Source organism: Rhodococcus sp. DN22 (assembly GCF_036669995.1).
Taxonomy (GTDB): Bacteria; Actinomycetota; Actinomycetes; order Mycobacteriales; family Mycobacteriaceae; genus Rhodococcus_F; species Rhodococcus_F erythropolis.
Window position 1 is genome coordinate 125,990 of record NZ_CP133329.1, and the last position, 25,978, is coordinate 151,967.

20 protein-coding genes are annotated in these 25,978 nt (G+C 60.9%); 10 read left to right on the forward strand and 10 right to left on the reverse strand.

Annotated elements, in window-relative coordinates:
* Positions 1 to 188: 188 nt before the first annotated feature.
* Positions 189 to 665 (forward strand): hypothetical protein, encoded by a 477-nt coding sequence (locus tag RA302_RS33470; RefSeq protein ID WP_019747353.1) that lies wholly within the window; start codon positions 189 to 191, stop codon positions 663 to 665.
* Positions 666 to 832: 167 nt separating this feature from the next.
* Here RA302_RS33470 and RA302_RS33475 read toward each other — a convergent pair whose 3' ends face one another.
* Both RA302_RS33475 and RA302_RS33480 read right to left on the reverse strand, forming a co-directional pair.
* Positions 833 to 2,617, reverse strand: coding sequence for an N-acetylmuramoyl-L-alanine amidase (locus RA302_RS33475; RefSeq protein WP_019747354.1), 1,785 nt, complete (start codon positions 2,615 to 2,617; stop codon positions 833 to 835).
* 129 nt (positions 2,618 to 2,746) lie between these two features.
* Complete coding sequence (locus RA302_RS33480) at positions 2,747 to 4,921, reverse strand: MMPL family transporter (protein ID WP_030537797.1); 2,175 nt, start codon at positions 4,919 to 4,921, stop codon at positions 2,747 to 2,749.
* A gap of 368 nt (positions 4,922 to 5,289) precedes the next feature.
* On the opposite strand from RA302_RS33480, the gene lnt reads away from it, so the two are divergent.
* The 3 genes from lnt to RA302_RS33495 all read left to right on the forward strand — a co-directional run bounded on the left by lnt (position 5,290) and on the right by RA302_RS33495 (position 8,543).
* Positions 5,290 to 6,810, forward strand: coding sequence for an apolipoprotein N-acyltransferase (lnt, locus tag RA302_RS33485; protein ID WP_030537796.1), 1,521 nt, complete (start codon positions 5,290 to 5,292; stop codon positions 6,808 to 6,810).
* A gap of 246 nt (positions 6,811 to 7,056) precedes the next feature.
* Positions 7,057 to 7,770 (forward strand): M23 family metallopeptidase, encoded by a 714-nt coding sequence (locus RA302_RS33490; protein ID WP_037127163.1) that lies wholly within the window; start codon positions 7,057 to 7,059, stop codon positions 7,768 to 7,770.
* Positions 7,771 to 7,886: 116 nt separating this feature from the next.
* A complete protein-coding gene (locus RA302_RS33495) occupies positions 7,887 to 8,543 on the forward strand; it encodes a TlpA disulfide reductase family protein (RefSeq protein ID WP_080712825.1) in 657 nt (218 codons plus the stop codon).
* 215 nt (positions 8,544 to 8,758) lie between these two features.
* Here RA302_RS33495 and RA302_RS33500 read toward each other — a convergent pair whose 3' ends face one another.
* Positions 8,759 to 9,004, reverse strand: a complete 246-nt coding sequence (locus RA302_RS33500) for a hypothetical protein (protein ID WP_030537793.1) — start codon at positions 9,002 to 9,004, stop codon at positions 8,759 to 8,761.
* Between the two features lie 227 nt (positions 9,005 to 9,231).
* Here RA302_RS33500 and RA302_RS33505 point away from each other — a divergent pair, with 227 nt between their 5' ends.
* Genes RA302_RS33505 through ccsB form a run of 4 tightly spaced genes read left to right on the forward strand, consistent with a single transcriptional unit; the run spans position 9,232 to position 13,202 of the window.
* Positions 9,232 to 9,798, forward strand: a complete 567-nt coding sequence (locus RA302_RS33505) for a TlpA disulfide reductase family protein (RefSeq protein WP_230587701.1) — start codon at positions 9,232 to 9,234, stop codon at positions 9,796 to 9,798.
* A complete protein-coding gene (locus RA302_RS33510) occupies positions 9,795 to 10,601 on the forward strand; it encodes a cytochrome c biogenesis CcdA family protein (protein ID WP_030537791.1) in 807 nt (268 codons plus the stop codon). Before RA302_RS33505 ends, RA302_RS33510 begins: the two co-directional genes overlap by 4 nt.
* A complete protein-coding gene (locus tag RA302_RS33515) occupies positions 10,598 to 12,223 on the forward strand; it encodes a cytochrome c biogenesis protein ResB (RefSeq protein ID WP_037127160.1) in 1,626 nt (541 codons plus the stop codon). Before RA302_RS33510 ends, RA302_RS33515 begins: the two co-directional genes overlap by 4 nt.
* Position 12,224: 1 nt before the next feature.
* Entirely contained in the window at positions 12,225 to 13,202 is a 978-nt protein-coding gene (gene ccsB / locus RA302_RS33520) for a c-type cytochrome biogenesis protein CcsB (protein WP_019747365.1), read from the forward strand.
* A gap of 822 nt (positions 13,203 to 14,024) precedes the next feature.
* On the opposite strand, the gene RA302_RS33525 is transcribed toward ccsB, so the two are convergent.
* The 6 genes from RA302_RS33525 to RA302_RS33550 form a co-directional block, all read right to left on the reverse strand.
* Positions 14,025 to 14,735, reverse strand: a complete 711-nt coding sequence (locus RA302_RS33525; protein WP_029537721.1) for a DUF305 domain-containing protein — start codon at positions 14,733 to 14,735, stop codon at positions 14,025 to 14,027.
* Between the two features lie 38 nt (positions 14,736 to 14,773).
* Positions 14,774 to 17,239, reverse strand: a complete 2,466-nt coding sequence (locus tag RA302_RS33530; RefSeq protein ID WP_019747368.1) for a heavy metal translocating P-type ATPase — start codon at positions 17,237 to 17,239, stop codon at positions 14,774 to 14,776.
* Positions 17,240 to 17,602: 363 nt separating this feature from the next.
* Positions 17,603 to 19,906: a heavy metal translocating P-type ATPase gene (locus RA302_RS33535; RefSeq protein ID WP_047270630.1), complete on the reverse strand. Its 2,304-nt coding sequence runs from the start codon at positions 19,904 to 19,906 to the stop codon at positions 17,603 to 17,605.
* Positions 19,907 to 19,954: 48 nt separating this feature from the next.
* Positions 19,955 to 20,182: a heavy metal-associated domain-containing protein gene (locus RA302_RS33540; protein WP_030537788.1), complete on the reverse strand. Its 228-nt coding sequence runs from the start codon at positions 20,180 to 20,182 to the stop codon at positions 19,955 to 19,957.
* Positions 20,183 to 20,696: 514 nt separating this feature from the next.
* The gene (locus RA302_RS33545) at positions 20,697 to 22,280 is read right to left on the reverse strand and encodes a multicopper oxidase family protein (protein ID WP_030537787.1); all 1,584 of its coding nucleotides are present in this window, start codon (positions 22,278 to 22,280) and stop codon (positions 20,697 to 20,699) included.
* Positions 22,281 to 22,361: 81 nt separating this feature from the next.
* Positions 22,362 to 22,631, reverse strand: a complete 270-nt coding sequence (locus tag RA302_RS33550) for a membrane protein (protein ID WP_030537786.1) — start codon at positions 22,629 to 22,631, stop codon at positions 22,362 to 22,364.
* A gap of 140 nt (positions 22,632 to 22,771) precedes the next feature.
* Between RA302_RS33550 and RA302_RS33555 the strand changes: the two genes are divergently transcribed.
* Together RA302_RS33555 and RA302_RS33560 are read left to right on the forward strand one after the other, a co-directional pair.
* Positions 22,772 to 23,530 carry a response regulator transcription factor gene (locus tag RA302_RS33555; protein WP_030537785.1) on the forward strand — a complete coding sequence of 253 codons (759 nt, stop codon included), beginning with the start codon at positions 22,772 to 22,774 and terminating at the stop codon, positions 23,528 to 23,530.
* A complete protein-coding gene (locus tag RA302_RS33560; RefSeq protein ID WP_030537784.1) occupies positions 23,527 to 24,708 on the forward strand; it encodes an ATP-binding protein in 1,182 nt (393 codons plus the stop codon). Before RA302_RS33555 ends, RA302_RS33560 begins: the two co-directional genes overlap by 4 nt.
* 149 nt (positions 24,709 to 24,857) lie before the next feature.
* Here RA302_RS33560 and RA302_RS33565 read toward each other — a convergent pair whose 3' ends face one another.
* Positions 24,858 to 25,622: an acyl-ACP thioesterase domain-containing protein gene (locus RA302_RS33565; protein ID WP_030537783.1), complete on the reverse strand. Its 765-nt coding sequence runs from the start codon at positions 25,620 to 25,622 to the stop codon at positions 24,858 to 24,860.
* Positions 25,623 to 25,978 lie beyond the last annotated feature (356 nt).

Below are 25,978 nucleotides of genomic sequence, written 5' to 3' on the forward strand. Positions count from 1 at the left end.
GCGGTAGAGACTGACGAGAGGTGCACTGAATACGGCGGAGATCTACGAGTGATGCGACCTGAACGTCAGGTGATACCCCGCCTCGGGTGGGTTGCACGTCGTCGACCGGAAGGATTGTCGTTTCCGGTCGCCTCGTACTGTGAACTACTATCTCTTTTAGTAGTTCACAGTACGAGGGGGCATCGGCGATGACGAATTGGTCGCTCTGGCGTTGGATCACGGCGTCGGCAGGGGCGGTGGTTGCAGCGCTCATCGTGGGCGTCCCCGCCGGGATAGTCCCGAGCCCGTTCTACCAGCGGATGACTCCGGTGCTGTGGTGGAACTATCCGGTGTGGATCGCGACCGCGATATTGAGCGGATTGATACTCGCAACGTACGTGCGCACGCAATCCAGTTCTGCAGCCCCCTCGCGTGTGGGCATTGGCAGTAATGCGCTGGCTCTGTTGGCCGTCGGCTGTCCGGTGTGCAACAAATTGGTGATCATGACTGTCGGTGTGACGGGTGCGTTGAATCTGTGGGCACCGATACAACCGGTCTTGGGACTGATTTCACTGGCTTTGATGGCGGGCGCGTTTCGGCAGCGGCTGAAAGGCGAGCGGGCGTGCAGAGTGCGCCCTCCTGTATCGAAGGACTTGATCGGCACTGCGGTCCCCGAACGGTCCTAGGACGACATTGACAGTTGCGATGTCCCGAGTGAGCCCGAGAAGCCTGTCGCACTCCCGAATCCTGCGAGGGACTCGGGAGTGTCAACTCCACTCCTTGTGGTGGGCGTTCAGTTGAGTCCGTTTCTGCGAGAGAAGGACTCGTGGCGTCCTTGACTCTCTCGGCGATGTCACGGTAGCCGAGAGACCGCTCCGGTATGTGGGTCGAACAGCAGGGACCCACCCTCGAAGTCGGAGCGTGGGCCGTTCACGGTGTTGTACTCATCGCTGATGGGGAGGCCGAGCATGCTGTTCTCCGCGCCTGCGGCTTTCCATGCCTCGTAGATTCGGCCGAGGACTACCCAGGCGTTGCCGGCGATTTCGTAGATAGCGCCATTTTGATAATTGGTTCGGATGAGGCCGCCGGGGGTGGGGGAATCGGTTTCGACCGGACCTCCCAGGGGTCCGTCCTGGGCGCCTGAGGCGGCCCACTTCGTCGCGGTTGCGGACTCTTGTGGGTTCGAATGTGTTGTGCTGACAGGGGGTTTCAGGCTGGAGTTGTCGGAGGGGGTGGCGGTCTGTGGCGTCGGGTCGGAACCGTCGCCGTATGAGGCCGCAATAGTTCGAATGGTATCCATTTGTGCGTACCCCTGTTCGCCGGGATCGGCGGTGTTGCCGAGGTCGCGGTGCGCAGAAATGATCGGGATGTCGACGGCGGCCCCTTCGGGGAAGGACGTGAATTCGGTTCCTTCCGAGTACATGGTCGTGCGTCCTAGTGGATCCAGGCCGGCCAGTTTCAGTCGCCACCCCAGAAAGGTTCCCACGGTGTTGATTTCGGAGGAGGTCGGCTGGGTTGACGTGTAGTCGCCCATCATTGCCACGCCTACTGTGTTTTCATTGAATCCGCCGGTGTGTGCTCCCTGGACGGGCTTGTCCAGGCCGCCGGCTCGGCCTTCGAAGATTTGACCGTATTTGTCGACGAGCGCGTTGTAGCCGATGTCGCACCATCCGAGCGTTTGTGCGTGGTAGGCATAAATACCACGCACGATGTCGGCGGATTCTTCCTTGGAATATTCGTTGCTTCCGGCGGTGTGGTGAACGACAGCTCCCCCGAGGAACTCGTCGTAGACGGGTGCCTCGCATCGAAGGGACTCGTCGGCTCCCCATTGTGCACGGGTGATCACGGAGAATCCCGGACTTGCATTGGTGTCGGCTGATTTCAGGGGAGATGCGGGACCGCTGCCGGGCTCGATGAGTACGGCGGAGAGATCACCTTCTTTCGCTGGGGAGCGGACCAATGGTTGTGTCAGGGCCGCAGGGGTGTAGGCGGTAACGAGGGGAGGGACGACGGGAAGCGGTGGTCGTGGTTGCTCACTCGGCACGGCCGGATTCTGGATGGAGGGGACGAGGAGTTGAACGGTATTCGTGGTTCCGACGAATACCGGGTCCGTGCCTTGCAAGTGCCGGCCCGGCGATGTGTCGGCTGGCGCGGTCGAAAGCCATGGGCCCCAGCCTCCGTCCGATTGGCGCGCTCGTACGGCCGCTGCCGGCGCTGTGGGGCCATTCGATGTCAACGCGACCATCCGAAATGGCTCTTCCCTGGTGATCTCCTTGACCGACATCTCCGAAGGGATCTCCTGCCTCGGTGACGGTTCGGAATCGACCTTCGGTTTCGAACGTGGATCATCGGTGGGCAGATCAGTGCCGGTGGCTGCGGCAAGGACATTCAATCCCAGCCTGAGCAGGGCTGAGAGGTCGATGCCCGTGAACTCTTTGAGGGGTATCGAGAGATCCGGAATGCTCGCAAGGGCGACGTCGGCTATCTGTGCCGCAGATTCGGAGGCTGACGAAGACTGTGCGGAGCGGACTTCGGGTGAGGTGTCCGTCGTGACATGGGAGATGAAGGGGCTGGCGACGGCGAGGGCTGCGACGGAGCCGAGGACCAGCGAGAATTTTGAACGTCGTCGTTGGGGCATATGGCAGAACTTCCTGTGATGCGGGAGTTTTCGGCGATTCGCACACCGACGTCGACTGTTGAGGTCCGGTGTCGGCCGGGTGGGTCGGATGAGGCCCGACATCGTCATTCTGCCATAAAGTCTCGACTGTTACTTGAGGGTTGCGGCGTGGATGTGTTCGGAGGGTGTTGGCGCGGTCGTGGAAGAGCCGCCGATGCCGATCTGTGAATGGATGCGCGACAACCATTGAGGCGCCCACCAATTGGCTTCTCCCATCAGTTTCACCAACGCCGGGACCAGGAGCATCCGTACGAGTGTGGCATCGAGTACCAATGCCAGAATCATTCCGACACCCAAGAACCTCATGATCGACAGTCCGGACAATGTGAAGGCTCCGGTCACGACGATCAGCAGGAGCGCCGCCGCTGTGATCACCCTGCCTGTGCGCTCGGCGCCGATGCGGACGGCCTCTTCGGTCGTTGCTCCTGCACTGTGGGCTTCTGACATTCGTGCCATGAGGAACACTTCGTAGTCGGTGGACAGACCGAACACGACTGCGAGAATGAGGACCACGAACGTCGCTTCGAGGGGTGCCGGTGTGACGCCAATCCACTGGGCTCCGTTGCCCAACTGGAAGATCCATGTCAACGCTCCGAAAGTTGCGGCCAGACTCAGGCATGCCATCGCCACAGCCTTGAGGGGCAGGACGATCGAGCCGAATGCAAGAAGTAAGAGCGCCAGCGTCGAGGCGATCATGATGGACACCATCACCGGAAGCCAGCGCTTGATCGCGGAGTTTCCGTCGTCGAAGGTTGCTTGGCTTCCCCCGACCAGATATTCCGTATCTGCAGGTGCAGGTAGCGCCCGTAGATTCGTAATCACGGCGCTGGCTTGGTCGGGGGGTATCTCCGCGAAAAGCGCTTGGGCAATGACGGTGTCGTCCCGCGAGGCGACGACGAATGCTTGGGCGATTCCGTCGATTCGGGCAGCAGTCGATACGACCGCGTTGACCGCTCCGGCGTCGGGGGTGGCTCCGCTCCGGCTTCGGAAGAGGAGGGTCGCTCCGTCGCCGGTGGAGGGAAATTCGGAGACCAAGGTCTGTGCAGCCGAGCGTGCAGGGTCGTCTGCGGGGAGGGCGGTGAAGGTCGCCTCTCCGAGTGAGGCGCTGGCCAAGGGCGTGGCCATGAGCATCAAGCCCGTCCCTATGGTGACTGCGACGGCGACGGGACGTTTCATGACCCATGACACGACAGTGCCCCAGAAACGGCGGGCTCTGGCTTCTCCTGAGTGCACGGCGTGTTCACGCCAGGTGAGCGCGTTGATTCGGCTTCCGAGGACGGCGAGGACGGCGGGGACCGCCGCGACGGACAAGATCGCGGCACTGGCGACGGCGGCGATTGCCCCGAAGCCCAACGATCGAATCACGGCTTGAGGAAAAACCAGCATGCCGGCGAATGCGCAGATGAGAAGCAAGCCGGAGAACATGACTGTTCTCCCGGCCGTCATGGTCGTCCGGAGTGCCGCTTCGCGAGCGTCGCCTCCGGATGCGGTGAGTTCTTCACGGAAACGGCTGACGATGAAAAGCCCGTAGTCGATCGCGAGTCCGAGCCCGATGAGGGAGGCAACGTTGAGGGCGAACGAATTCACTTCGGTGAGTAGAGTCAGAAGTCGTAGTGCTGCAAGGGAGATGATGATCGCGAAGATCCCGACGAAGACGGGGACCGCTGCAGCGATCAACCCACCGAAGATGAAAATCAACAGGATCAGTGTGATGGGCAGTGCAATCGATTCCGCCCGGACGAGGTCGGACTGCAGACGGTGGTTGAAGGCTGTCCCGACTATCGAGCCGCCAGCGAATTCCGCTTGCGCTCCCTGGAGTTCGAGTAGGGGCAGCATCTCTGCGGTGTTCGCTTCTTGACCTCGAGGTCCTGGGTCGAGGGTGATTGCGATGGCGGCTTTGGTTCCGTCTGTCGAACGCAGAAGAATTTGTTCGGGTGGGGTCGATGACCAATACGACTTCACCGAATGAGTGGGTACCGATGCGGTGAACTTGTCGAGCATCTCCGTTGCCCCGCTGGTGAGGTCGGTGAGTTCAACACCTGCCGCGGGGGTGTAGATCGCGACGATGTCGGGGGTTTGTGGCCCGAAATCGGCCTCGACGGTACGCGCGACCTCGGCGGAATCGCTACCCGGATCGGTGAATCCGCTCTGCCCCATCTCGCGGAAGACTCCGATGCCCCATATCCCGCTGGCGGCAACTGTCACCATGATGACACCGAGAATCCACCAGGGGCGGGAGACGACGAACAATGCCCAACGTGTCATTTTTCTCCGTGATATCGAGCGGGACGGTGGATTGGATCGAGACTGTTCCCTGCGGCAAGACCCCGACGACGCCGATGCGCAACCGGTCTTGTCCCTGCTGTCTTCTTGACGGTATGGCGTTGCTGTGCAGGAACTTACGACCGAGTTCAGTGATGAACGGTCGACCGTGCCGCACGGTCTGTCGGGTGCCGAGCGTTGTACGGTACGCCCGGAGAATCAAACCACATGTACTACTATGATGCATAGTAGTACATGTCGCGTGCGATGCGGATTCCGATACATCACGAAAGGCATCAATCACGATGGTCGATCTCGTCGAAAACGTCCCCCGTCGAACTCCGGTAGAGCAACCACCTCGTCGAGGGTGGATGCGGGTGGGCGCGCGGGCCGTGGGCGCAGTGACGGCGGGTGGAGCGCTGTATCTGAGTTTCCCTCCGTATTCAGCGTGGTATCTGACTCCCGTCGGGTTTGCTCTTCTGGTGCTGGTCCTTCGCGGCCGATCGGTGAGAACTGGCTTCGGGTACGGGTATCTCGCCGGATTGGCGTTCTTCGTCCCACTGCTGCCCTGGGTAGGTGTCTACGTCGGAGCGCTCCCGTGGCTGGTCCTTGCGGCGATCGAAGCATTGTCGATCGGGCTCTTCGGGGCGATGGCGGCGGCGCTGAGTCGACTGCCGTGTTCGGTAGTGTGGATCGCCTCGGTGTGGGTGCTCCTCGAAGGGGTTCGCTCGCGACTTCCCTTTGGCGGCTTTCCTTGGGGGCGTCTGGCATTCGGTCAGGCGGACGGTGTGCTGTTGCCCCTGGCCGGCGTAGCTGGAGCCCCCGGCCTGAGTTTCGCCGTCGCGCTCCTGGGCTGTGGACTTGCGGGGCTGATAACAGCGTTGAGCGGTCGGCACTGGATGCGAATGTTCGCATGCATGGCGATTGTGACCGTTCCGCTGATGTCGGCGATGCTGCTTTCTGCACGTCCTACGCCCGCACCTGCGGCGATGAGCACAGTTGCCCTCGTTCAAGGAAACGTCCCACGGCTTGGTCTGGATTTCAACTCCCAACGCCGCGCGGTGTTGGACAACCACGTCGCAAAAACAAAGGAATTGGCCAGGGATGTCGACGCGGGACGGCTCCCTCGGCCGCAGTTGGTGATCTGGCCGGAGAATGCCTCGGATATCGACCCGCTACGTAACGGGGATGCGGCAACGCGCATCACCGATGCTGCGCGAGCGGTTGGTGTGCCCATTTTGGTCGGTGCGGTGCTGACGCGCGAGGACGGAACCACCTTGAACAGCGCGATCGTATGGGACCCTGATTCCGGGCCCGGGGAGCAGCACGTCAAACGAAAGCTCGTCCCGTTCGGTGAATATCTGCCGCTACCCGGTGTGATGAATGCGCTGTCCTCGTATGCCGCTCGAGCGGGAAAGTTTGTGCCGGGTGACGGTAACGGTGTCGTTACTCTCAACGGCACTCCCACTGCCGTGGCCACATGCTATGAGGTCGCATTCGACGACCTGGTGCGGGACTCGGTGCGAAGCGGTGCCCAAGTCATCACCGTCCCAACAAATAACGCGACATTTGGGCGTACCGATATGACGTACCAACAACTCGCGATGTCACGGGTTCGGGCGGTCGAACACGGGCGCCCCGTGCTTGTGGCCGCGACGAGCGGCGTCAGTGCGATCATCGAGTCCAACGGCGCCGTACTTCAGCAAAGCGGCATCTTCACCGACGACGTACTGGTAGGCGATGTTCAACTGCGCTCGGACATGACTCTGGCGATACGGATCGGTCCTGTGCCCGAAATCGTGATCTCACTGCTCGCGCTCGGAGCGCTGCTGGTGAGCGTCACTTTTCGGGTTACCCGCGCCGCTCCACCTACTAAGATGAATAGTAATTGAGAGCGGTTTCGTATATCGTTTCGTTACATTCGGATGGAGGCGCTGCTCAACGCGGGTGGTCCACATCGCAAAAACATGCGTGGTACAACCCGGAGGAGTGCAGTTTTGTCCCGTCACCGTAAGGAAGCCGGCGCCACATCCCGGCACGTCAGTGAGCTCGTTGCAATATCCGTCGGGTCGGGAAACTGCCAGGTCGCCGTTCGTGGGAGACATCGCACGATTACGCGCCATGGAGACAATGCGGTCGTGGCAGCCACGATGGCAGTCGCGGCAGGAGCGCTGATCGCCGCGGGAACCCAGATCTCCGGCCCCGCCCTGGCAAATGCACACACAGTTCACGACGAGTCCGACCAGTCTCGTGCAACACCCGATCCGGCGTCCGACACTGTTGCGGATGCAGCTCCGCCGCAAGCACTCATTTCTCCGACCACGGCCGGTGCCGGCGAACTGGTCGATCAGCTTGCCAAGGGTGCATGGCTGGCGGAACAACGGGACGCGCTCGAATCCGCGGTCTCGATCCCCATCTCGACAGGATCTGTATCCACCGGATCGTCGGCGCGCACGATCAAGCCTGTATCAGGCACTCTCACTTCAGATTTCGGACCTCGATGGGGAACCACGCACACAGGTCTCGATATCGCGAACGAGATCGGGACTCCGATCTACGCTGTCGCAGACGGGACCGTCATCGATTCCGGGCCAGCTTCCGGATTCGGGTTATGGGTTCGGCTCCAACATGACGACGGTTCGATCAGCACCTACGGCCATATCAACGAAACCCTCGTCAGCGTCGGGCAGCAGGTACGCGTGGGCGAACAGATCGCGACAGTGGGAAACCGCGGTCAATCCACCGGGCCGCACCTGCACTTCGAGATTGCAGACCCCTCGGGGCAAAAGGTAGATCCCAAGCAGTGGCTTGCGTCTCGGGGTGTGGAAGTTACGGACTACACCAGTTCCTGAACTACGGCCAGGTGCACCCACCAGGCTCCAACGTGACGCCGAGACTTCATGTTTGAAACCAACGCTTTCGGATTTGAGTCGACGAGAAGGTCGGTACCCGCCAGGTATCGACAGGGATGAAAGATGATCAGATGCGCGCTCAATGGCGGTGGACGGTATTTGCTCTTGCGGTCGTCGCCCTGCTCGTAGTAGCGATGTGGCCACGGGGACGCGAATCGACTGAAGTTGCGCAACCACCCGCTGCCACTGCCTCTCATGCCGGGGGATCTGCCACGGCCGACGGCGCTTCGCTCGCTGCACTTGCCGTCGCGGCGGCACTGCGTCCATGCCCCCTGCCTGATCCGCAACGGTCCGCCTCGGGACAGCTGTCCGGCGTGAATGTTTCATGCCTCGGGTCCCGGGAAAAATTCGATGTAGGAGACGCCCTCGCCGGCGAACCGACATTGATCAATCTCTGGGCGTCGTGGTGTGCACCCTGCCGAGAGGAAATCCCCATTCTGGGGGCTTATGCTGAGGAACCCGATTCAGTGAGGGTCGTCGGCGTCAACGTACAGGACAGTCAATCGTCAGCCTTGGCGCTGCTCGCCGACCTCGGAGTGCACTACCCCTCCTATGGCGACGCCGACGCGGTTCAAGGAACACTTGTCGCACCTCCAGTTCTGCCCCTGAGTTTCGTCGTGCAACGCGACGGCAGTGTCGAGCGGGTTACCGATCCTCCGGTCTTCCGTAATACCCAGCAAATTCGCGACGCAGTTGCGCGCATGGTGAGGTAATGCGTTGGGGGGAACAACAAAGCAGCCCCTGAACCGAACCGGAACTGCGTCCGATCGGGCATTCGCCGATCGTTGTCGGACTGACTGTAGTTTCTGGCCAGCTCCCGAAAGTCGGGGACGGCAGCGCGGCCGTGGGGATGGGTGCACGTTCATCAGGCTGCTGGAGGAGCGAGTCGCCAGAGTCGGAATGTGGTTCGTCCTTGGTGAGGGCCGCACTAGTTCCGTGATGGTCTCGCGCGTGCCAGCACGCAGAGGAATCCGAGTCCGGCGATCAAGAACGCCATCAGATAACCCAAGATCAGGTCCTGCCACCCCGCCGAAGCGAGAAGATGAAGTTGGCCGAGGTGTGTGATGACGTGAAGCAGTGCCATCGCCACCCCGATTCCGACCAGAATCCATCCGAGCACCTGACGGCGACGTTCACGGCGATACTCGGGTGTGTACAGGGAATCTTTCGCCATCTCAGTCCTCCGTGCAGTTCGGATCCCAACCCAGCTACTATGCTACTTAGTATTACAGTACGTAGTTCACCGAAGGGTTGCGCAGTGCCCATAACCAGTCATCCGGTCGGAAAGTTCAGTCCGATAGTCGAACTCGACTGTTCTCGGCAGAAGGACGATCTGTGACGGCCGAATCCCCATCACCTCACCCGTGTGTGAAACACTTCCACCGAATCCTGCGAGGACTGGTGCTTGCAACGGCCGTCATCCTTGCCGCGTCGTCGTGTGCCACCGGCACAGACGCTGTCGCGCAAGGCGGTAGCTTCGACTTCGTGTCTCCCGGTGGACAAACCGAAATCTTCTACGACCCACCAGAAATCCGCGGAACGATCGGCACTCTGGCAGGTCCGAACCTGATGGAGGAAGGACAACGGGTGTCACTCGACGACTATGTCGGCAAAGTCGTCGTGATCAACCTCTGGGGGCAGTGGTGCGCACCGTGCCGTGCCGAAGCGGACGACCTCGAAACCTCGTACGAAGCCACTCGCGATCTCGGCGTCCAATTCCTGGGTATCAATGTCCGAGATCCACAACGCGACAAAGCGCAAGACTTCGTCGTCGACAACCAGGTGACCTACCCATCCATCTATGATCCGCCGATGCGCACCTTGGCCGCGCTGGGCGGGAACTATCCGACGAGTGTGATTCCGTCGACCCTGGTTCTCGATCGTCAACACCGAGTCGCCGGCGTCTTCCTGAAGGCCCTGCTCGCAGACGATCTCACACCAGTGATCGAACGGGTGGCCTCGGAATGACCGTGCTGGCACAAGACTTGGGAACCACCTTCCAGAATGCAGTGTCCACAGGTCCACTGTTCGTGGCGCTCCTCGCGGCGGCCCTGGCAGGATTGATCTCCTTCGCCTCACCCTGCTGCATCCCCCTGGTTCCGGGATATCTGTCATATCTCGCAGGAATATCCGGGGCAGAGACGCCAGCAGTCGCCGACGGCGACACGACAACAGTCACGACTGGCCGCTGGCGGGTGACCGGAGCCGCTGTGTTGTTCGTGGCCGGATTCACGGTGGTCTTCGTCCTCGCCACTGCCTCTGTCTTCGGAGTCATGGGGATTTTGCAACTCAACCGGGAACTCCTGCAGAGGATCGGCGGCGTGATCACCGTCGTCATGGGCATGACCTTCATCGGTCTGGTCCCCGCCCTTCAACGCGACACCCGTCCGACACCGCGCCGTCTGTCCAGCTTGGCAGGCGCCCCCTTGCTGGGAGCCGTCTTCGGCCTGGGGTGGACCCCATGTCTGGGGCCGACCCTGGCCGGAGTCCTCTCGGTCACCGCCGGTACACAAGGCGCGACTGCTGCACGCGGGGTCGTGTTGATCATCGCGTACTGCCTGGGGTTGGGCCTTCCATTCATCGCACTCGCCTTCGGATCATCGAAAGCGCTTCGCGGAGTCGGATGGCTTCGTCGACATTCGCGAAGCATCCAAATCTTCGGTGGTGTCATGTTGATCCTCGTCGGGTTGGCATTGTTGACCGGATTCTGGGAACTGTTCGTCTCCTGGATTCGCGACGAATTCGTCAGCAACGTGGTGCTACCGATATGACACAACAGGACACTCACGAGACGACGACGCCCCACCACCGCTCGTTCTTCCGCCCAGCAATCGCGCTGGTCCGCAACACCTGGCGCAAACTGACTTCGATGCGTACCGCGTTGGTCCTACTGTTCCTGCTTGCGCTTGCCGCAGTACCCGGCGCCCTCCTGCCGCAGCGAAACCTCAACGTGGGCAAAGTCAACACATACATAGCAGCACGTGGCGCCCTCGGACAGTGGATGGACAAGATCGAACTGTTCGACGTCTTTTCCAGCTCCTGGTTCACCGCCATCTACGTTCTGCTGTTCGTCTCACTCATCGGTTGCTTGATCCCGCGCCTGGCAGAGCACCTCCGAGCCCTCCGCAGCACGCCGGTCCGTGCCCCGCGCAATCTGTCCCGCCTGCCGCACCACCACGCCGCGCAGGAACTGACTGCTGATTCCACAGCCGCAGTCGAGCGCGTCCGTGCGGCATTGCCGCGATGGCGGCTCGCGGTGCGAACAACAGACGACGGAACAACTGAGCTTTCGGCCGAAAAAGGTTATCTCCGAGAAGCCGGCAACCTCCTCTTTCACTTCTCCCTCCTCGGACTGCTGGTTACGATTGCGATCGGAAAGCTGTTCGGATATGAGGGCTCCGTCATCGTCATCGCCGATGGAGGACCCGGATTCTGCAACACCTCACCCGCCGTCTACGACTCGTTCAAAACCGGAAATGCGACGGACGGAACCGGTCTCGAACCATTTTGTATCAGGGTCAACGACTTCGCCGCCGACTATCTAGACAATGGCCAAGCTTCGATGTTCACCTCCAACATTTCCTACCAACAGGACGCGACAGACGACGGTCAATGGAACAACTATCAACTGAAAGTGAACTCCCCACTGAGAATTGGCGGCGAACGCGTGTACTTGACAGGACACGGATACGCGCCCCAATTCACTGTCACTTTCCCCGACGGCCAGACACGGACGGAATCACTGCAATTCCGCCCGGACGACGCCACCACTTTCCTCAGCAGCGGCGCACTGCGATTCGACCCCCCAGGCGGGACATACGGATCAGCGGAGGAGCGTCGCACCAATCAGATCGCCGTCGAGGGTTTGTTCGCACCCACAGCGGCATTCAACGGTAACCTTCTCACGTCTGCCTTTCCCGACATGCGCGACCCTGCGGTCGCCATCGACATCTACAAAGGGGACACAGGTCTCGATACCGGCATTCCACAGTCGATCTTCAGCCTCAACACCGAGATGATCAACCAGGGCCGCCTCACCAAGCAAGCGCGCGTCAATCTACGGCCAGGAGAATCGTCGAACTTGCCCGATGGCACTCGCGTGACATTCGACGGCGCAAAGGAATTCGCCAATCTTCAAGTTTCCCACGACCCGGCACAGATTTGGGTACTAGTCTTCGCCGTCACCATGATTACCGGCCTGATCACGTCACTGGTGATAAAGCGTCGCAGAATTTGGGTGCGAATCACCTCGACAACATCAGGCCCGGGTCCCGTATCGCTGATCGAACTCGGGGGACTGGCGAGAACGGACCACGCCGGATGGGGCGCAGAATTCGACATCGTGCACAGACGCATCTGGCAATCCGAAGAGCCCGCCCGCAGAGAAGAGTGACATGACGATCAATGAAACCCTTTCCCGATACAGCGATCTCAGCTACGGCACGGCATTCCTCGTATATCTACTTGCCCTTATTCTCTTCTGCGCGCAACTCGCCTCGGTACGCACACAGTCGCTCACGCCGACTGCGAGGGTGGGCGTCAACGCTGGTCCTGTACCGACCGCACCCGATGCGAGAGCCCCTGGGCGTATCGTCGAATCTTCTCCCCGATCGATGTCGGATCGGCTCGGCAACATGGGGTTGTCTCTGATAGTAGTCGCATTCGTGTTCCATCTCGGTGCGCTCGTCCTCCGTGGGGTAGCGACGCAACGAGTGCCCTGGGGCAACATGTACGAATTCGTCACCTTGACATGCGCGGCAGCAGTACTCGCCGGACTGCTGCTGTTACGGCGACCTGATCTGCGAACACTGTGGGTCTTCGCTCTGATACCGATCCTCGTTCTCATGTTCGTGGCAGGAACTGTCCTGTACGCGAATGCCGCCCCCGTCGTTCCTGCCCTACAATCGTATTGGCTTCCGATCCACGTCTCGATCGTCTCGATCGGTAGTGGGGTGTTCCTGATCTCGGGCGTATCGAGCATGTTGTTTCTGCTCAGAGTCCGATATGACGACCGTGGTGTCGACTCGAAGCTCGGCACATGGTTGCGGCGCCTACCCGAGGCGCACGTGTTGGATCGATTGGCTTACAAGACAACGATCTTCGCCTTCCCGCTCTTCGGGGCGGGAGTGGTTCTGGGAGCCATCTGGGCGGAAGCGGCCTGGGGTAGGTTCTGGGGGTGGGACCCCAAGGAAACGGTCTCCTTCATCGCTTGGGTGATCTACGCCGCGTATCTGCACGCGCGCGCCACTTCTGGTTGGCGCGATACCCGTGCCGCCTGGATCAACATCGCCGGTTTCGTCGCAATGCTGTTCAATCTCTTCATCATCAATATGGTCGTCTCCGGCCTCCATTCATACGCCGGACTCAACTGAGAGCGAGCTGGGTGAAAGCGACGCGGAACATAAAACTCAGGGGAGCACCGCGCCTGCAAAGGGCCGGCGCGACCCGAGGCGGCTCACGCTGGGCAATTCGAGTGAAACCCGCTGCAAAACAACTATTTGCGTTCGACTATCGGTCACTGGACGGCTGGAACTGCGCCGCCGAGCGGACCGGCAAACCCATTCTGATATTGCTTTCTGTACGAGGTGATCAAACGTGAATCGTGCACACTTGGCCCCTACCCGAAAGGTAGTCGTTGTGGGGCGCGTCAGGGAGTATTTTTGCCCGGCAACCTGCGCCGGCACTCGAGTTCATCGTGTATCACTGTCAATCTGATATGGTCGCACCTGCTCAGTGCCGGCTGGCTTTCGAGTCGGTACGCCTCCGCGATCAGCTCGGAGTCGGTCATCCCCCGCCGAACGTCTTGCATTGCGACCTCCACGTCGTCTGTTCTCGTTCGCGTACCCGATCAGTCCCTCGCTGGTCGATGGGCACGGTTTGCGCCTGAACCGTTTCAGGATGTAAATGAATCGATTCGGCTCGGTTTCAGGCGTCGGTTCCTTTGTGTTCGCGTTCCATCCTCGTCTTGAGGAACGACGAATGTGACCCGCGCACGCTGATCTCCAGATATCGGCGGATGATGACCAATCCCTCCACATGAGGTTGCCTCCAGACTGTTCGGCGTCCTCAGAGGGGTATTGGCCTGTCGCCGAGAAGGCTCGGTGCCTCTGCCGGGATCCTCGTCGAGCAGAGACACCGAGCCGCGTGCGCTCACATCCGAGTGAGATCTCGGTAACGACCGCCTGAAGTTGTGATCACAGCGTGGCGAGAATGTCTTCCATGGTGGTGATTTCCTCGTTTTGCGTGCGGATGATGTTCTGCGCCATGGAGATCGCTTCTGGATACTGTCCGGAATCAACTTCAGTTTGCGCCATCGCGACTGCTCCGCGGTGATGGTCGATCATCTGTGTGAGGAACAGTTTCGCGGCATCTGTTCCCTGCGCATTCTGCAGTGCAGTCATGTCCTCGGCGGACATCATCCCCTCCATGCCGGGCATCGTTCCCATGCTTTCGGAGGGCATGGGCATGTTCATACTGGTGGAGGGCATCGGCATGTTCATGCTGCTGGAGGGTGTCATGCCTTCCATGTTGTGAGAGGTGGTCGGCATATCCATGCCAGAGGAGGACGAACTCTGTCCCCAGCTGGTCAACCAGGCCTGCAGCTGCTCGATTTCTGGGCCCTGCGCCGCTTTGATCTGTTCAGCCAACGCTGTCACTCGGGGGTCGATACCGTCTTTGGAGAGGAGCATGTCGCTCATCTCGACGGCTTGACTGTGATGCGGGATCATCTGCTCGGCAAATGTCACATCTGCCTGATTATGAGTGCTCGCGTCCGCCGAGCTACTGGACTCGACACTCATTGACATCGGTGTGGAGGTGGTTCCATCGGAATTGGAACTGTTACATGCGGTGAGGACGAATAGTGCCGCAGTTGCTGCAGCGCTGATTGCGAGGATCTTCTTCATATCGGGGAAACCCTTTCGTTGGGAGATCGGTTGTCCGGTCATGAGGCGTTCTGTGAGGTCGTCTTCGGGGTAGTGCTTGGTGAAGGCCGGTGTTGATCCGGGGGAGAAGGGAGTCGTAGTCGCTTCAGCAGTAGTGCGTTGACGGCGACGATGAAGCTGGACCCGGACATCGACAGCGCTGCGATCTCTGGGCGAAGTACAAGTCCGAGGGAGGGTTCGAAGACTCCAGCGGCGATGGGGAGGGCGATGACGTTGTACCCGACGGCCCATCCGAGGTTCTGTCGCATCTTGCGGAGGGTGCCTCGCCCGATTTGTAGTGCGACCGGTACGTCGAGTGGGTCCGACCGCATCAGCACGAGGTCCGCTGTTTCGATTGCGACGTCGGTACCTGCGCCGATGGCGATACCGAGGTCCGCTTGTGCGAGCGCGGGAGCATCGTTGACTCCGTCCCCGACCATTGCAACTTTTTTGCCGGCATTTTGCAGCTCGACGATCTTGGCGGCTTTGTCGCCGGGGAGCACTTCCGCGATGACGGTATCGATACCGAGCTGGCCCGCGATGCGCTGTGCGGTGGCTTCGTTGTCGCCGCTGAGCATGACGACTTCGACGCCCAAGTCGTGCAGCGCCGCCACTGCGGCGGCGGAAGTCTCTCGGACAGCGTCGGCGAGTGCGATCACCCCGACGCCGTGTCCGTCGACGGCGACGAGTACTGCTGTTCGCCCGCTGGCTGCGAGGTCGTCGCGTGTGCCCATCAATGTGCCGAAGTCGACGTTTTCGGCGATCATCAGTTTGCGGTTGCCTACCGCCACTCGACGACCGTCCACCTCCGCAGCCGCACCGTGACCTGGCACATTACGGAAATTTGTGAGTGGAACTTCCGGGGCGCCGCGTTCGGCCGCGTAGCGGACGATCGCGCCGGCGAGGGGGTGTTCGGACTCGCGTTCGACCGCGGCCACAAGGGAAAGGAGTTCATCGGTGCCGATACCGTCGACGACGACGTCGGTGACTTCGGGTTCGCCTTTGGTGAGGGTGCCGGTCTTGTCCATCACTACCGTCTCGATGCGCGCCGAGGATTCCAGCGCGGTGGCATTTTTGAACAACACTCCTCGTTGAGCTCCGAGTCCGGTGCCGACCATGATGGCGGTGGGCGTGGCCAAACCGAGAGCGTCGGGGCAGGTGATGACAACGACGGTGATTGCGAACAGAAGCGCGGTCTGCACTCCTGCACCCGCCGCCCACCAGACAAGGAAGGTGCCGGTGCCGCCGATCAGAGCAACAAGGACGAGCCAGAACGCGGCCCGATCAGCGAACCGTTGCCCCGGCGCTTTCGAGTTCTGCGCTTCCTGGACCAACGCCACTATTTGGGACAGGGCGGTGTCGGCACCGACTTTGGTTGCTCGGACGCGAAGTGTGCCCGTCGTGTTGATGGAAGCCCCGATGACTGCGGATCCCGGTTCTTTGGATACGGGAAGGCTTTCCCCGGTCACCATTGACTCGTCGACTTCGGAAGTTCCGCTCTCGACCGTTCCATCGACAGGGACTTTGCCGCCTGGTCGGATCAGTAACAGGTCTCCGACGACAACGTCGGCGGTGGGAACTTCGACGGGTTCGCCGTCTCTCAACACGATTGCCAATGGCGGGGTCAGTTCGAGCAGTGTGCGAATCGCGTCGTTGGCTCCACCTCTGGCTCGCATCTCGAACCAATGTCCGAGCAGGACGAAAGCCGTCAGCACCGACGCGGCCTCGTAGAAGACCTCGCCGCCGCCGGTGAAGGTGACGGCGACGCTGTAGAGCCAACCCGCCCCGACGGCGACGGCAACGAGGACCATCATGTCGAGGGTGCGGGCCTTCAGAGCCCGATAAGCGCCGTCGAAAAAGATCCAGGCCGAGTAGAACACCACTGGCAAGCTCAGTATCAGGGTGAATACGTCGTCGCGGAGTCCGAACGGGGCGGGAACTGTGAATCCGAACATGTCGCGCCCCATCGGGGACCACAGCATGATCGGAATGGACAGAACGAGAGCGACGAGAAAGCGATTTCGCATGTCCCGGACCATGTCGTCCATCGACATTCCGGCGTGGGCGCCTCCGTGCCCCATCATGTCCTGTGCAGAGTGTTGAGCATGTGGTTCGTGCGCTGTGTGTTCGCCGTGAGGAGATTCGCCGGGGTGTTCGACCGGTGCGTCGGTTGATGTGTCGGCGTGGTCTGAATGAACGTGGTATTCAGAGGGCGTGGCGCTGGTGCTGTCGTTTGGTTCGGAGAGGGGGTCGCAGCTGTGGGAGGGCACTGATCGCCCTGCGCAGTGATAGCCGCAGTCCCGGATCCATTGGGACAGTTCGGGTATCGAGGTTGCAGCCGGGTCGTAGGTGACCGTGGCAGTTTGGTTGAGGACGTTGGCCTCAGCAGAGACGACGCCACGTCGGCGAAGGAGAGTTGATTCGACTGCGGCTTTCGATGTCGCCCACTGCAATCCTTGTACTTCGAGAACGGTGGTTCGATTCATCTCTGCGCCCTCTCGTTGTGACCGCCATTCTTGCGGCAGCGACTGTGCGGATACCTCGGTGGCATGTTCCCGTGTTGTGGCAGATCGTCGGCACCTCTGGGGCGTGATGTTGTGGGGTCCACGTGTGTCTCAATACTGAGCCTGCCGGTGGCGGATATGCCTTGGTTAGATGTTTGGTGAAGATTCGATGAAGGACCATGGTGTCCCAAGCAGTCGACGACTGCCCTCGTCCGTGATGGTGGTCGTCGTGAAGTGAAACCTTTGGATTCGTTGCGGGTGGACAGTGGGACCTCTCCCGCACATCGCGTCCGAAGAGTTCAGGGCAGACGGAAGGTCATCGGGGCAGTCGAATTCGGGATCAAATCAGTGATCGGAGCTTGTGGCATGACTGGTGAATCGTCGTAGGCGCAAACTGTTCGTGACGACGAAGATGGAGCTGAAAGCCATGGCAGCGCCGGCGATCAGCGGGTTCAACAACCCCAGCGCCGCCAGAGGCAACGCCGCCACGTTGTAGGCGAAGGCCCAGAAAAGGTTCCCTTTGATGGTTTTCAACGTCGAGCGCGACAGACGGATCGCATCTGCGGCGGAGCGCAGGTCGCCTCGGACAAGGGTGAGATCGGAGGCTTCGATGGCGACATCGCTGCCGGTGCCCATGGCCAGACCTAAGTCTGCTTGTGCCAGAGCAGCGGCGTCGTTGACACCGTCACCGACCATAGCGACTGTATACCCACGGCTTTGGAGGTCTTTGACGGCGCTTACTTTGTCCGCGGGCAAGACTTCGGCGATGACATCGGCGGCTTCGATCCCCACTTGTTTTGCGACGGCGACGGCGGCGCGAGCATTATCGCCGGTCAACAGGATGGGACGTAGTCCCAAGGTTCGGAATGCAGTGATGGCCTCTTTCGAGGTGTCCTTGACAGTGTCCGAAACGACCACGATTCCGCGGATCGAACCGTCCCACGCAACCCACACCGGGGACTTTCCGTCGGCTTCCGCGTCGTGTGCGGCCACTTCCAGATTCTTGGGTGCGACGAGAGACCAGTCCTGCTCTAACCAGGTTCGCCGACCTATAGCAACGGCTCGGCCGTCTACGACACCGGAGACGCCTCGGCCGTCGTGGTTGGAGAAACCTTCGATTCTCGGCAACGGCCGGCCGTCAGCCCGAGCTGCAAGAGTGATGGCCTGCGCGATCGGGTGTTCGGAGCCGTCCTCCAACGCTCCTGCGACAAAAAGTAATTCGTCGATATTCTCGCCATCTGCGCCGACTGTCGAATCGACACTCATGCGCCCGGTGGTGACGGTCCCGGTCTTGTCGAGCACGATGGTGTCGACCTGACGGGTGGATTCGAGAACCTGGGGGCCTTTGATGAGAATCCCCAACTGGGCGCCGCGGCCCGTTCCGACCATCAGCGCCGTCGGTGTTGCCAACCCCAATGCACAGGGGCACGCGATGATCAGCACGGCAACGGCGGCGGTGAACGCCGTCACCATCGAGTGACCGGTCAAAAGCCACGCACCCAACGTCATCAGTGAGAGAACGATGACGACCGGGACGAAGATTCCGGAGATGCGGTCGGCGAGACGTTGGACCTGAGCCTTGCCGTTCTGTGCATCTTCGACCAGTCGTGCCATCTGAGCGAGCTGAGTGTCGGCGCCGATACGAGTTGCTCGAACGAGGAGTCGCCCTCCAGCGTTGACGGTGGCGCCGACAACGGCGTCGCCAGGGCGCACTTCGACTGGCACGGATTCGCCGGTCAGCATGGAGGCGTCCACCGCAGATGTGCCGTCGGTGACGATGCCGTCGGTCGCGATCTTTTCGCCGGGGCGTACGACGAAGATGTCACCGACCACCAATTGTTCGGTGGGAATTCGGATCTCGGTGTGTTCCCTCAACACCGCTACGTCTTTGGCTCCCATGTCCATCAGTGCGCGTAGGGCTGCACCCGACTGCTTCTTGGCGCGGGCTTCGAAATATCGCCCCGCCAGTATGAAGACGGTGACCGCAGCAGCGACTTCCAGATAGATGTGGTCCGCTCCGCCCTCCTGCTGTGGGAACAGGCTGAACTCCATCTTCATGCCGGCCATTCCGGCATGACCGAAGAACAACGCCCACAGTGACCACAGGTAGGCCGCCGACACCCCCACCGAGATCAGAGTGTCCATTGTTGCCGCGCCGTGTCGGGCATTCGTCAGTGCAGCGCGGTGGAAGGGGAGTGCGCCCCAGACGACGACGGGAGATGCGAGCGTCAAGGCCAGCCACTGCCAGTTCGTGAACTGCAATGGCGGGATCATCGACAATGCGACCACAGGCACAGTCAATGCGAGCGAGACGAGCAGTCGGGTCCGCAGTTGCGAAGCCTCGTCCTGGATTCGGGCGTCCACCCCGTCGGTAGTGCCGACCTCTCCGGACGAGCCCTTGGGGGCAGGCAAGGTGGCGGTGTATCCCGTTGCCTCGACGGTGGAGATCAAGTCTTCAGGTGCTACCGCACCCGTGAAATCGACCTTCGCCTTTTCGGTCGCGTAGTTCACTGTCGCGGTGACGCCGTCGATCTTGTTGAGCTTCTTTTCGATTCGCGCGGCGCAGGAGGCGCAGGTCATGCCGCCGATGACCAGTTCGACACTGTGTGCGGACTCGGCAGCGACGGTCGTGTTGTCCAGGGTGCTCATCAGATGTACCTCTCCTGACCTGCCTACGCTGGCGGTGTGGGCGCCCGGTCAGATGTTCGCGAGATGATAGTTGCCGGCTTCGTCGAGCGCGGCAGTTACTTGTTCCTCGGTCAGTGGCGCTGAAGCTGTGACGGTCACGGTGGAGACTCCTCCGGCGACGAGATCGATCTCGACCTCGCTCACTCCGGGGAGGGCGCGCAGCTCGTCCGTGACGGCGCCGACGCAATGCCCGCAGGTGAGGCCGGTGACCGCGAACGTGTTGTTGGTTGCAGACATGATGTCCTCCGTAGGGGTGGGCGCGGATGTCGTGGGTGATTTCTTCGTCGAGTTGCATCCACAGCCGCGTTGCGTCTTATCGAGTAGATTCGGCTGCGAGTTAGTCTGACCGCTCATGATTCCCTTCCCGTCTGGTACCCCAGGGGGGTACCTGTTTCTACTATACTCGCGTTAGGAGAAGGTGAGTCAAGGCTGCGCCTCGACTACTTCCGTCGGACATTTGGTCGGATTCTCCCTCGTGTATTCGCCCGCGCAGAGAACGTCGAATTTCGAGCGCCCGTGGAGTGTCGCCAGGTGTACACCGGAGCCATGGGCAGTTGCGCCGTTCGCGGGATTTCGATCCCAGTCCAGCGGCAGGGCAGAGGCCGGGGATTCCGGGACGCTGACCCGATGCCGGGGCGGCCACAATCTCACCTCGCCGAACGGGGTAGGAAGAGGCATCGAATGAGATGCCGGCCCAATCAGGTCGCGCCTCCCGTGCTGGTGTGATCGTGTGTTCGGACGTCTCCACGTGTCAGACGATGTAGCCCAAGCGGGTCATCATACCCGACTCCTGGTGATATCCGTTGTGGCAGTGGAGCATCCAGTCGCCCGGGTTGTCGGCGATGAGATCGACAGCGACAGATTCCATCGGACGAACGATGACTGTGTCCTTACGAGGGCCGACACCGCCGTCACCTTTGACCACTTGGAACGTATGCCCGTGCAGATGCATGGGATGCCACATCATCGTCATGTTGGTGAACGTGAGCCGGGCTCGGTCCCCTTCTTTGACGGTCAGAGGTTCGGTTTGGTCGTAGTTCCGACCGTTGATCGTCCATTGGTAGCTCATCATGTCCCCCCCGAGGTCTGCCACGAGATCGACACCGGTGCCATCGCTTCGCGGCAGAACGACACTTTCGGCTGCAGTGAACGACTCGACCGTGCCCACTCGACCTGCCAATTCCCGAGGGAGGAACGACGCGTCGGGCGCAGCGCCCGAGCCTGTACGCAGCAGCGTCCGAGCCTGAGCGTTCTTACCCTCGGCCGCGGCGACGAGCGGGAATACACCGTCCTTGACCGTGACGATCACGTCGTAGCGCTCACCCATGCCGAGGAGAAGCGCATCGACTTCTGTCGGTACGACCGGAAAACCGTCCGTATGGGTCACGGACATCACGTGATCGGCAAGGGCGACTCGAAAAGCGGTATCCGCACCCGCGTTGATGATGCGAATACGCACACGCTGACCGGGAGCGGCCGAGAAAGTTGTCGGTGCAGAAGCTATCCGCCCGTTGATCAGATAGTACGGATAGCTGACGTCACCCGCGTCCCCACCGAGCAGAGCGCTTGATTCTACCGAGTTAGGGCCACCCGAGGTGGCGGGCAGCGTGGTTTCGGCCGACCCGTGGTTCATTCCACCCATGCCAGGCATGTTGCCCATCCCGGATCCGCCCATCGAACCCATGCCGTTTCCGGACTGAAGGTCGGAGAGGATCTGTTGCGGACTCGTGCCGACTCCATCCGTCCAGTCGTCGAGAACCACGATCCATTCGGCGTCGTAGTCGACGGGCTCGCGGGGGTCGTCGACGACGATGGGGAGATACAGGCCGTAGTCGGTGTCGAGACCGACATGCGGGTGAGCCCAATACGTTCCCGAATGAGGTACTGAGAACCGGTATGTGAAGTTCTGCCCCGATTCGATGTTCGGGCTTGCCGGCATGGCGCCGTCCATGTCGTTGCGAAGCGCGATGCCGTGCCAATGCACCGATGTCTGATGATCGAGTCCGTTGTTGACGGTGATCGCCAACTCGTCACCGACATTCGCGCGAATCAACGGACCGGGAACACTGTCGCCGTATGCCAGAGTGCGCACCGTGATGCCGCCGAGATCGATATCGGCACCCTGCGGATTGAGCGTGTAGTCCACGGTGCGACCGGTATGCGGGCGCGCTGCCTCAGCGGACGTGATGGCATTCTTGTCGAACGGCGGGGGGTTCGGGTTGGACGATCCGCTGGTGGTGCATGCGGTCAACGCCAGGCCACCCGCCCCCGCCGCCGTGGCGGCGAGAAACGTACGTCGACTGAAAGCCGATCCTGTGAACGGCGCAATAGCCATGATTGTGATTGTCCTTGTCTAGTCGTTGTGGAGAAACGGAACTGATACGCCACCGAGCCCGGGGCGCGCGTGCGGCAGAGGTCAACGACTCTCGTGTCGACGAGAGGATCGATCCAAAGCTTCACTGCGGGAGCGATACTCGTCATCGTCGATCTCGCCGCGGGCGTAGCGCTCATCCAACAGATGCTGCGCATTCGTACCACGGAGTTCGCTGCGGGTACTGCGCCTGGGACGAAACAAAGCAAGTAGGGCCGCAATGACCAACCCCCAAAATGCGATCATCGCCAGCGCCATCAGAATCCAGCTGACCCAACCCATTCCATAACCCGAATTCTCGCTCCACCACATCATGTCCGTTCACTCTCCTCACCTTCGACAGTGCTCGCCGAACCCTCTGGGATCGGTGTGCTTTCTATGAAGATTCGCTGAAGAGGTGACCGCATACCGTGTATCGCGTGCGCAGCGGCGACTGAGCAGTCCACGATGGTGGCATGGACAGTACGTCAACACGGTCAACCGACGGGTACGCAGGTTTTCGGGCACTGGTCGTCGACGACGAACGCCCACTGGCCTCGATCATCTCGAGTTACCTCGAACGAGAGTCATTCGAGGTGAGTGTGGCCTACAACGGTTTCGACGCTCTCGCCCTGGCACGTGAGGTCGATCCTGATGTGGTGGTCCTCGATCTCGGGTTGCCCGGTATCGACGGCATCGAGGTATGCCGGGAACTTCGTACATTTTCGGATGCATACGTGGTGATGCTGACTGCTCGCAGTGAGGAAGTGGACACCATCGTCGGGCTTTCTGTCGGTGCCGATGATTACATGAGCAAGCCGTTCAGCCCCCGAGAGTTGGTAGCGAGGATCCGCGCGATGATGCGCAGACCCCGCAGCGGAGTCGCGCACGGTACAACTGCGAGAGCGGTAACCCGAGACGAGGAGAGTCCGCCAATGACGTTCGGGGTGCTCAGGATCGACGTTGCCGGGCGAGAGGTCTCGGTCGCCGAGAAACCGGTTCTGCTGACTCGGACGGAATTCGACGTGTTGGCGGCATTGGCCGCTCGGCCGGGGATGGCGTTCAGCCGTCGGCAACTGATCGAAGCAGTGTGGGGTCCTGCGTGGACGGGGAACGAACATCTTGTCGATGTTCATATCGGTCATCTGCGCCGCAAACTCGGCGATGATCCCGCCGCGCCTTTGTATGTCAATACCGTGCGCGGCATCGGGTACCGAATGGGTTCCGGAAAATGACTACCCTGGAAGAACTTTCGTCTCATCAGGGGCGTACCCGCCGAGGACTCGGTGTCGGCGTGCGTTTGTTGATGGCCCAAACGCTGGTCTTGGTGGCAGGAGCGGCCACCTCATGGGTCGTTGCAGTCACTGTCGGTCCGAGTTTGTTCCGCGAGCATCTGCGCCGCGCGGGCGTGCCTCCGATGTCTGAGGAGCAAATGCATGCCGAGCAGGCATATCGCTCGGCAACTGCGGTCTCGTTGTCCGTGGCGATCGGCGCAGCTGCGTTGTGCGCGCTGGCTGTGACCTGGTATCTCAGTCGTCGGCTGCAGCGGTCGGTGACTGCGGTGTCAACTGCCGCCACGGCAGTCTCGGCGGGAAACTACGCGGCCAGAGTCCCGCCGCCGCAGCTCGGTGACGACTTCGACGCACTTGCGACGGCCTTCAACGAAATGGCGGTCCGTCTCGAGTCTGCCGAGTCGATGCGTCGACGGTTGCTGGCAGATCTCGCGCACGAGATCCGGACGCCGGTAGCTGTTCTCGAAGCATTCATGGAAGCGCTCGAAGACGGAGTGGAAGCTCTCGATGATCACACCATTGCGATGCTCAGAGATCAGACCCGACGTCTGGCACGGTTTTCCGGCGACGTCTCGGCGCTGTCCGATGCCGAGACGAATCGAGCTGCAATCGAACCGACATGGACCAGACCTGAGGTACTGGTGAGCTCAGCGGTAGCGGCGCACGAAGAACGATACGACACGAAAGCAGTCATTCTGAGCGTGGACGTCCCCGGAAATCTGCCGTCGGTGTGGCTGGACCCGGAGCGCATAGGGCAAGTGTTGAGCAATCTGCTCGACAACGCACTGCGCCACAGTCGATCACAGAGCACAGTGAAGGTGCGGGGACGGGTGAAAGGGGATCGGTTCATCCTCACACTCACCGACGAAGGCGATGGAGTCGCCGCCGAGCACCTCCCCTATCTGTTCGAGCGTTTCTATCGCGCCGACGCAGCACGCGATCGTGCTCACGGAGGGGCAGGGATCGGACTGTCCATCGCGAAAGCACTCGTCGAAGCACACGGTGGACAGATCACCGCCGCGAGTGACGGAGCCGGGCAAGGCACCACCTTCGTTATCGCGTTGCCAGTACATCGTCCGAAAGGGCGGCACATCGACTGCCGGGGAACTGTCGATGCGTGACATTCGACGCGACATTCGAGGTAATGGAAACGCTCCGGGAACACCCACTCACCCCGCCGCTACCGGCACACCTGGTCAAGAACTCGTGAGGTGAACCGATCAATGACGATTCAAGAGACCAGAGCGCAGAGGTGACCCGGCCCGGGGACTTACACTTCGATCGCTGTGACGTAGGCACTCGCGCACACCGAACCCGAGACCAGGAACCAACTACTCAGGCTCTCCCCTGAACTGTGATACCGCACGGTCACGTCGTTTCCCGCGGTGATGGGAGAGCGATATTCGAGAATCGCTCGGTAGGGGAGTGGATTTCGGGGTCCGGCCCAATCTCTGATCAGGTCTTCGACAGGCTGCCAATACGTGGCGTTGTTGACGTGGTTGAACGGATCGATATCGCTCGATCGTAAGACGAATGTCGTTTCCTCCCCATCGCCCGGATGAGCGGTGTGCCAGGGTTTCCACTTCAATCGGTGATCGTTGGCGGTCGAACCGAGTCCGGCCATGAAACTCTCTTCGATCCTGGAAGGCATCCCGTTGACCGGATTGAGATTTATCCAGAATCCTTCGGTCTCGATCAAGCCGCCGCCGTCGGATTCGATGCGGACACGCATCGTGCACCACCTGCTCGACAACCCCGAGCACCATCTGCGCATGCGCACACGAGCCGGCCAGCTGACCGGACGAATGACATCGATGACTGTGCGGCGCACGACCCACACCGGGTGGGCAGCCGCTGCGCCGCTCGCATCGAGATCGTCGAAACCGATGTCCTGCAGATAACGTGCAACGCCATCGAGTCGCACCGTCCCGGAGACGTCGATATCTCCCGTCCGTACCGGCCGAGAGGTTTCGAACACCGCGCCATTGGTCGGCAAATCCACCAGGCGGTGGTTGCGCATCGCGTCAGCTTCCATTTTGCAGATCCCTTAGATGTGATTGTTCGCTTCGATACTTTGCACACCCTTGCTGCAACGTAGTGCGATCCCTACGCCCAGTCCCGCATCAGCCGCCGGGTCTGCCGCAGTCGTACCCAGTAGTCCGTGCCCGGTCTCCGAACATGGTGAACAAGGAGCCTATCCAGTCTCGCAAACTACTACACTGTCCGCGCGATTGCCGGTTGACGTTCGATGTCCTTTCCAGGTCCTTCTTGAGTGTGCCCAAGATCGTTGCGGCACCATGGAATTCCCATATTCCTCGGCTCGGCCTCGAAGCGCCTCGTCTCGCCGCAGTGCCCACCCGCGCGTTCGCGCTCGACCTCTACCTACTATCC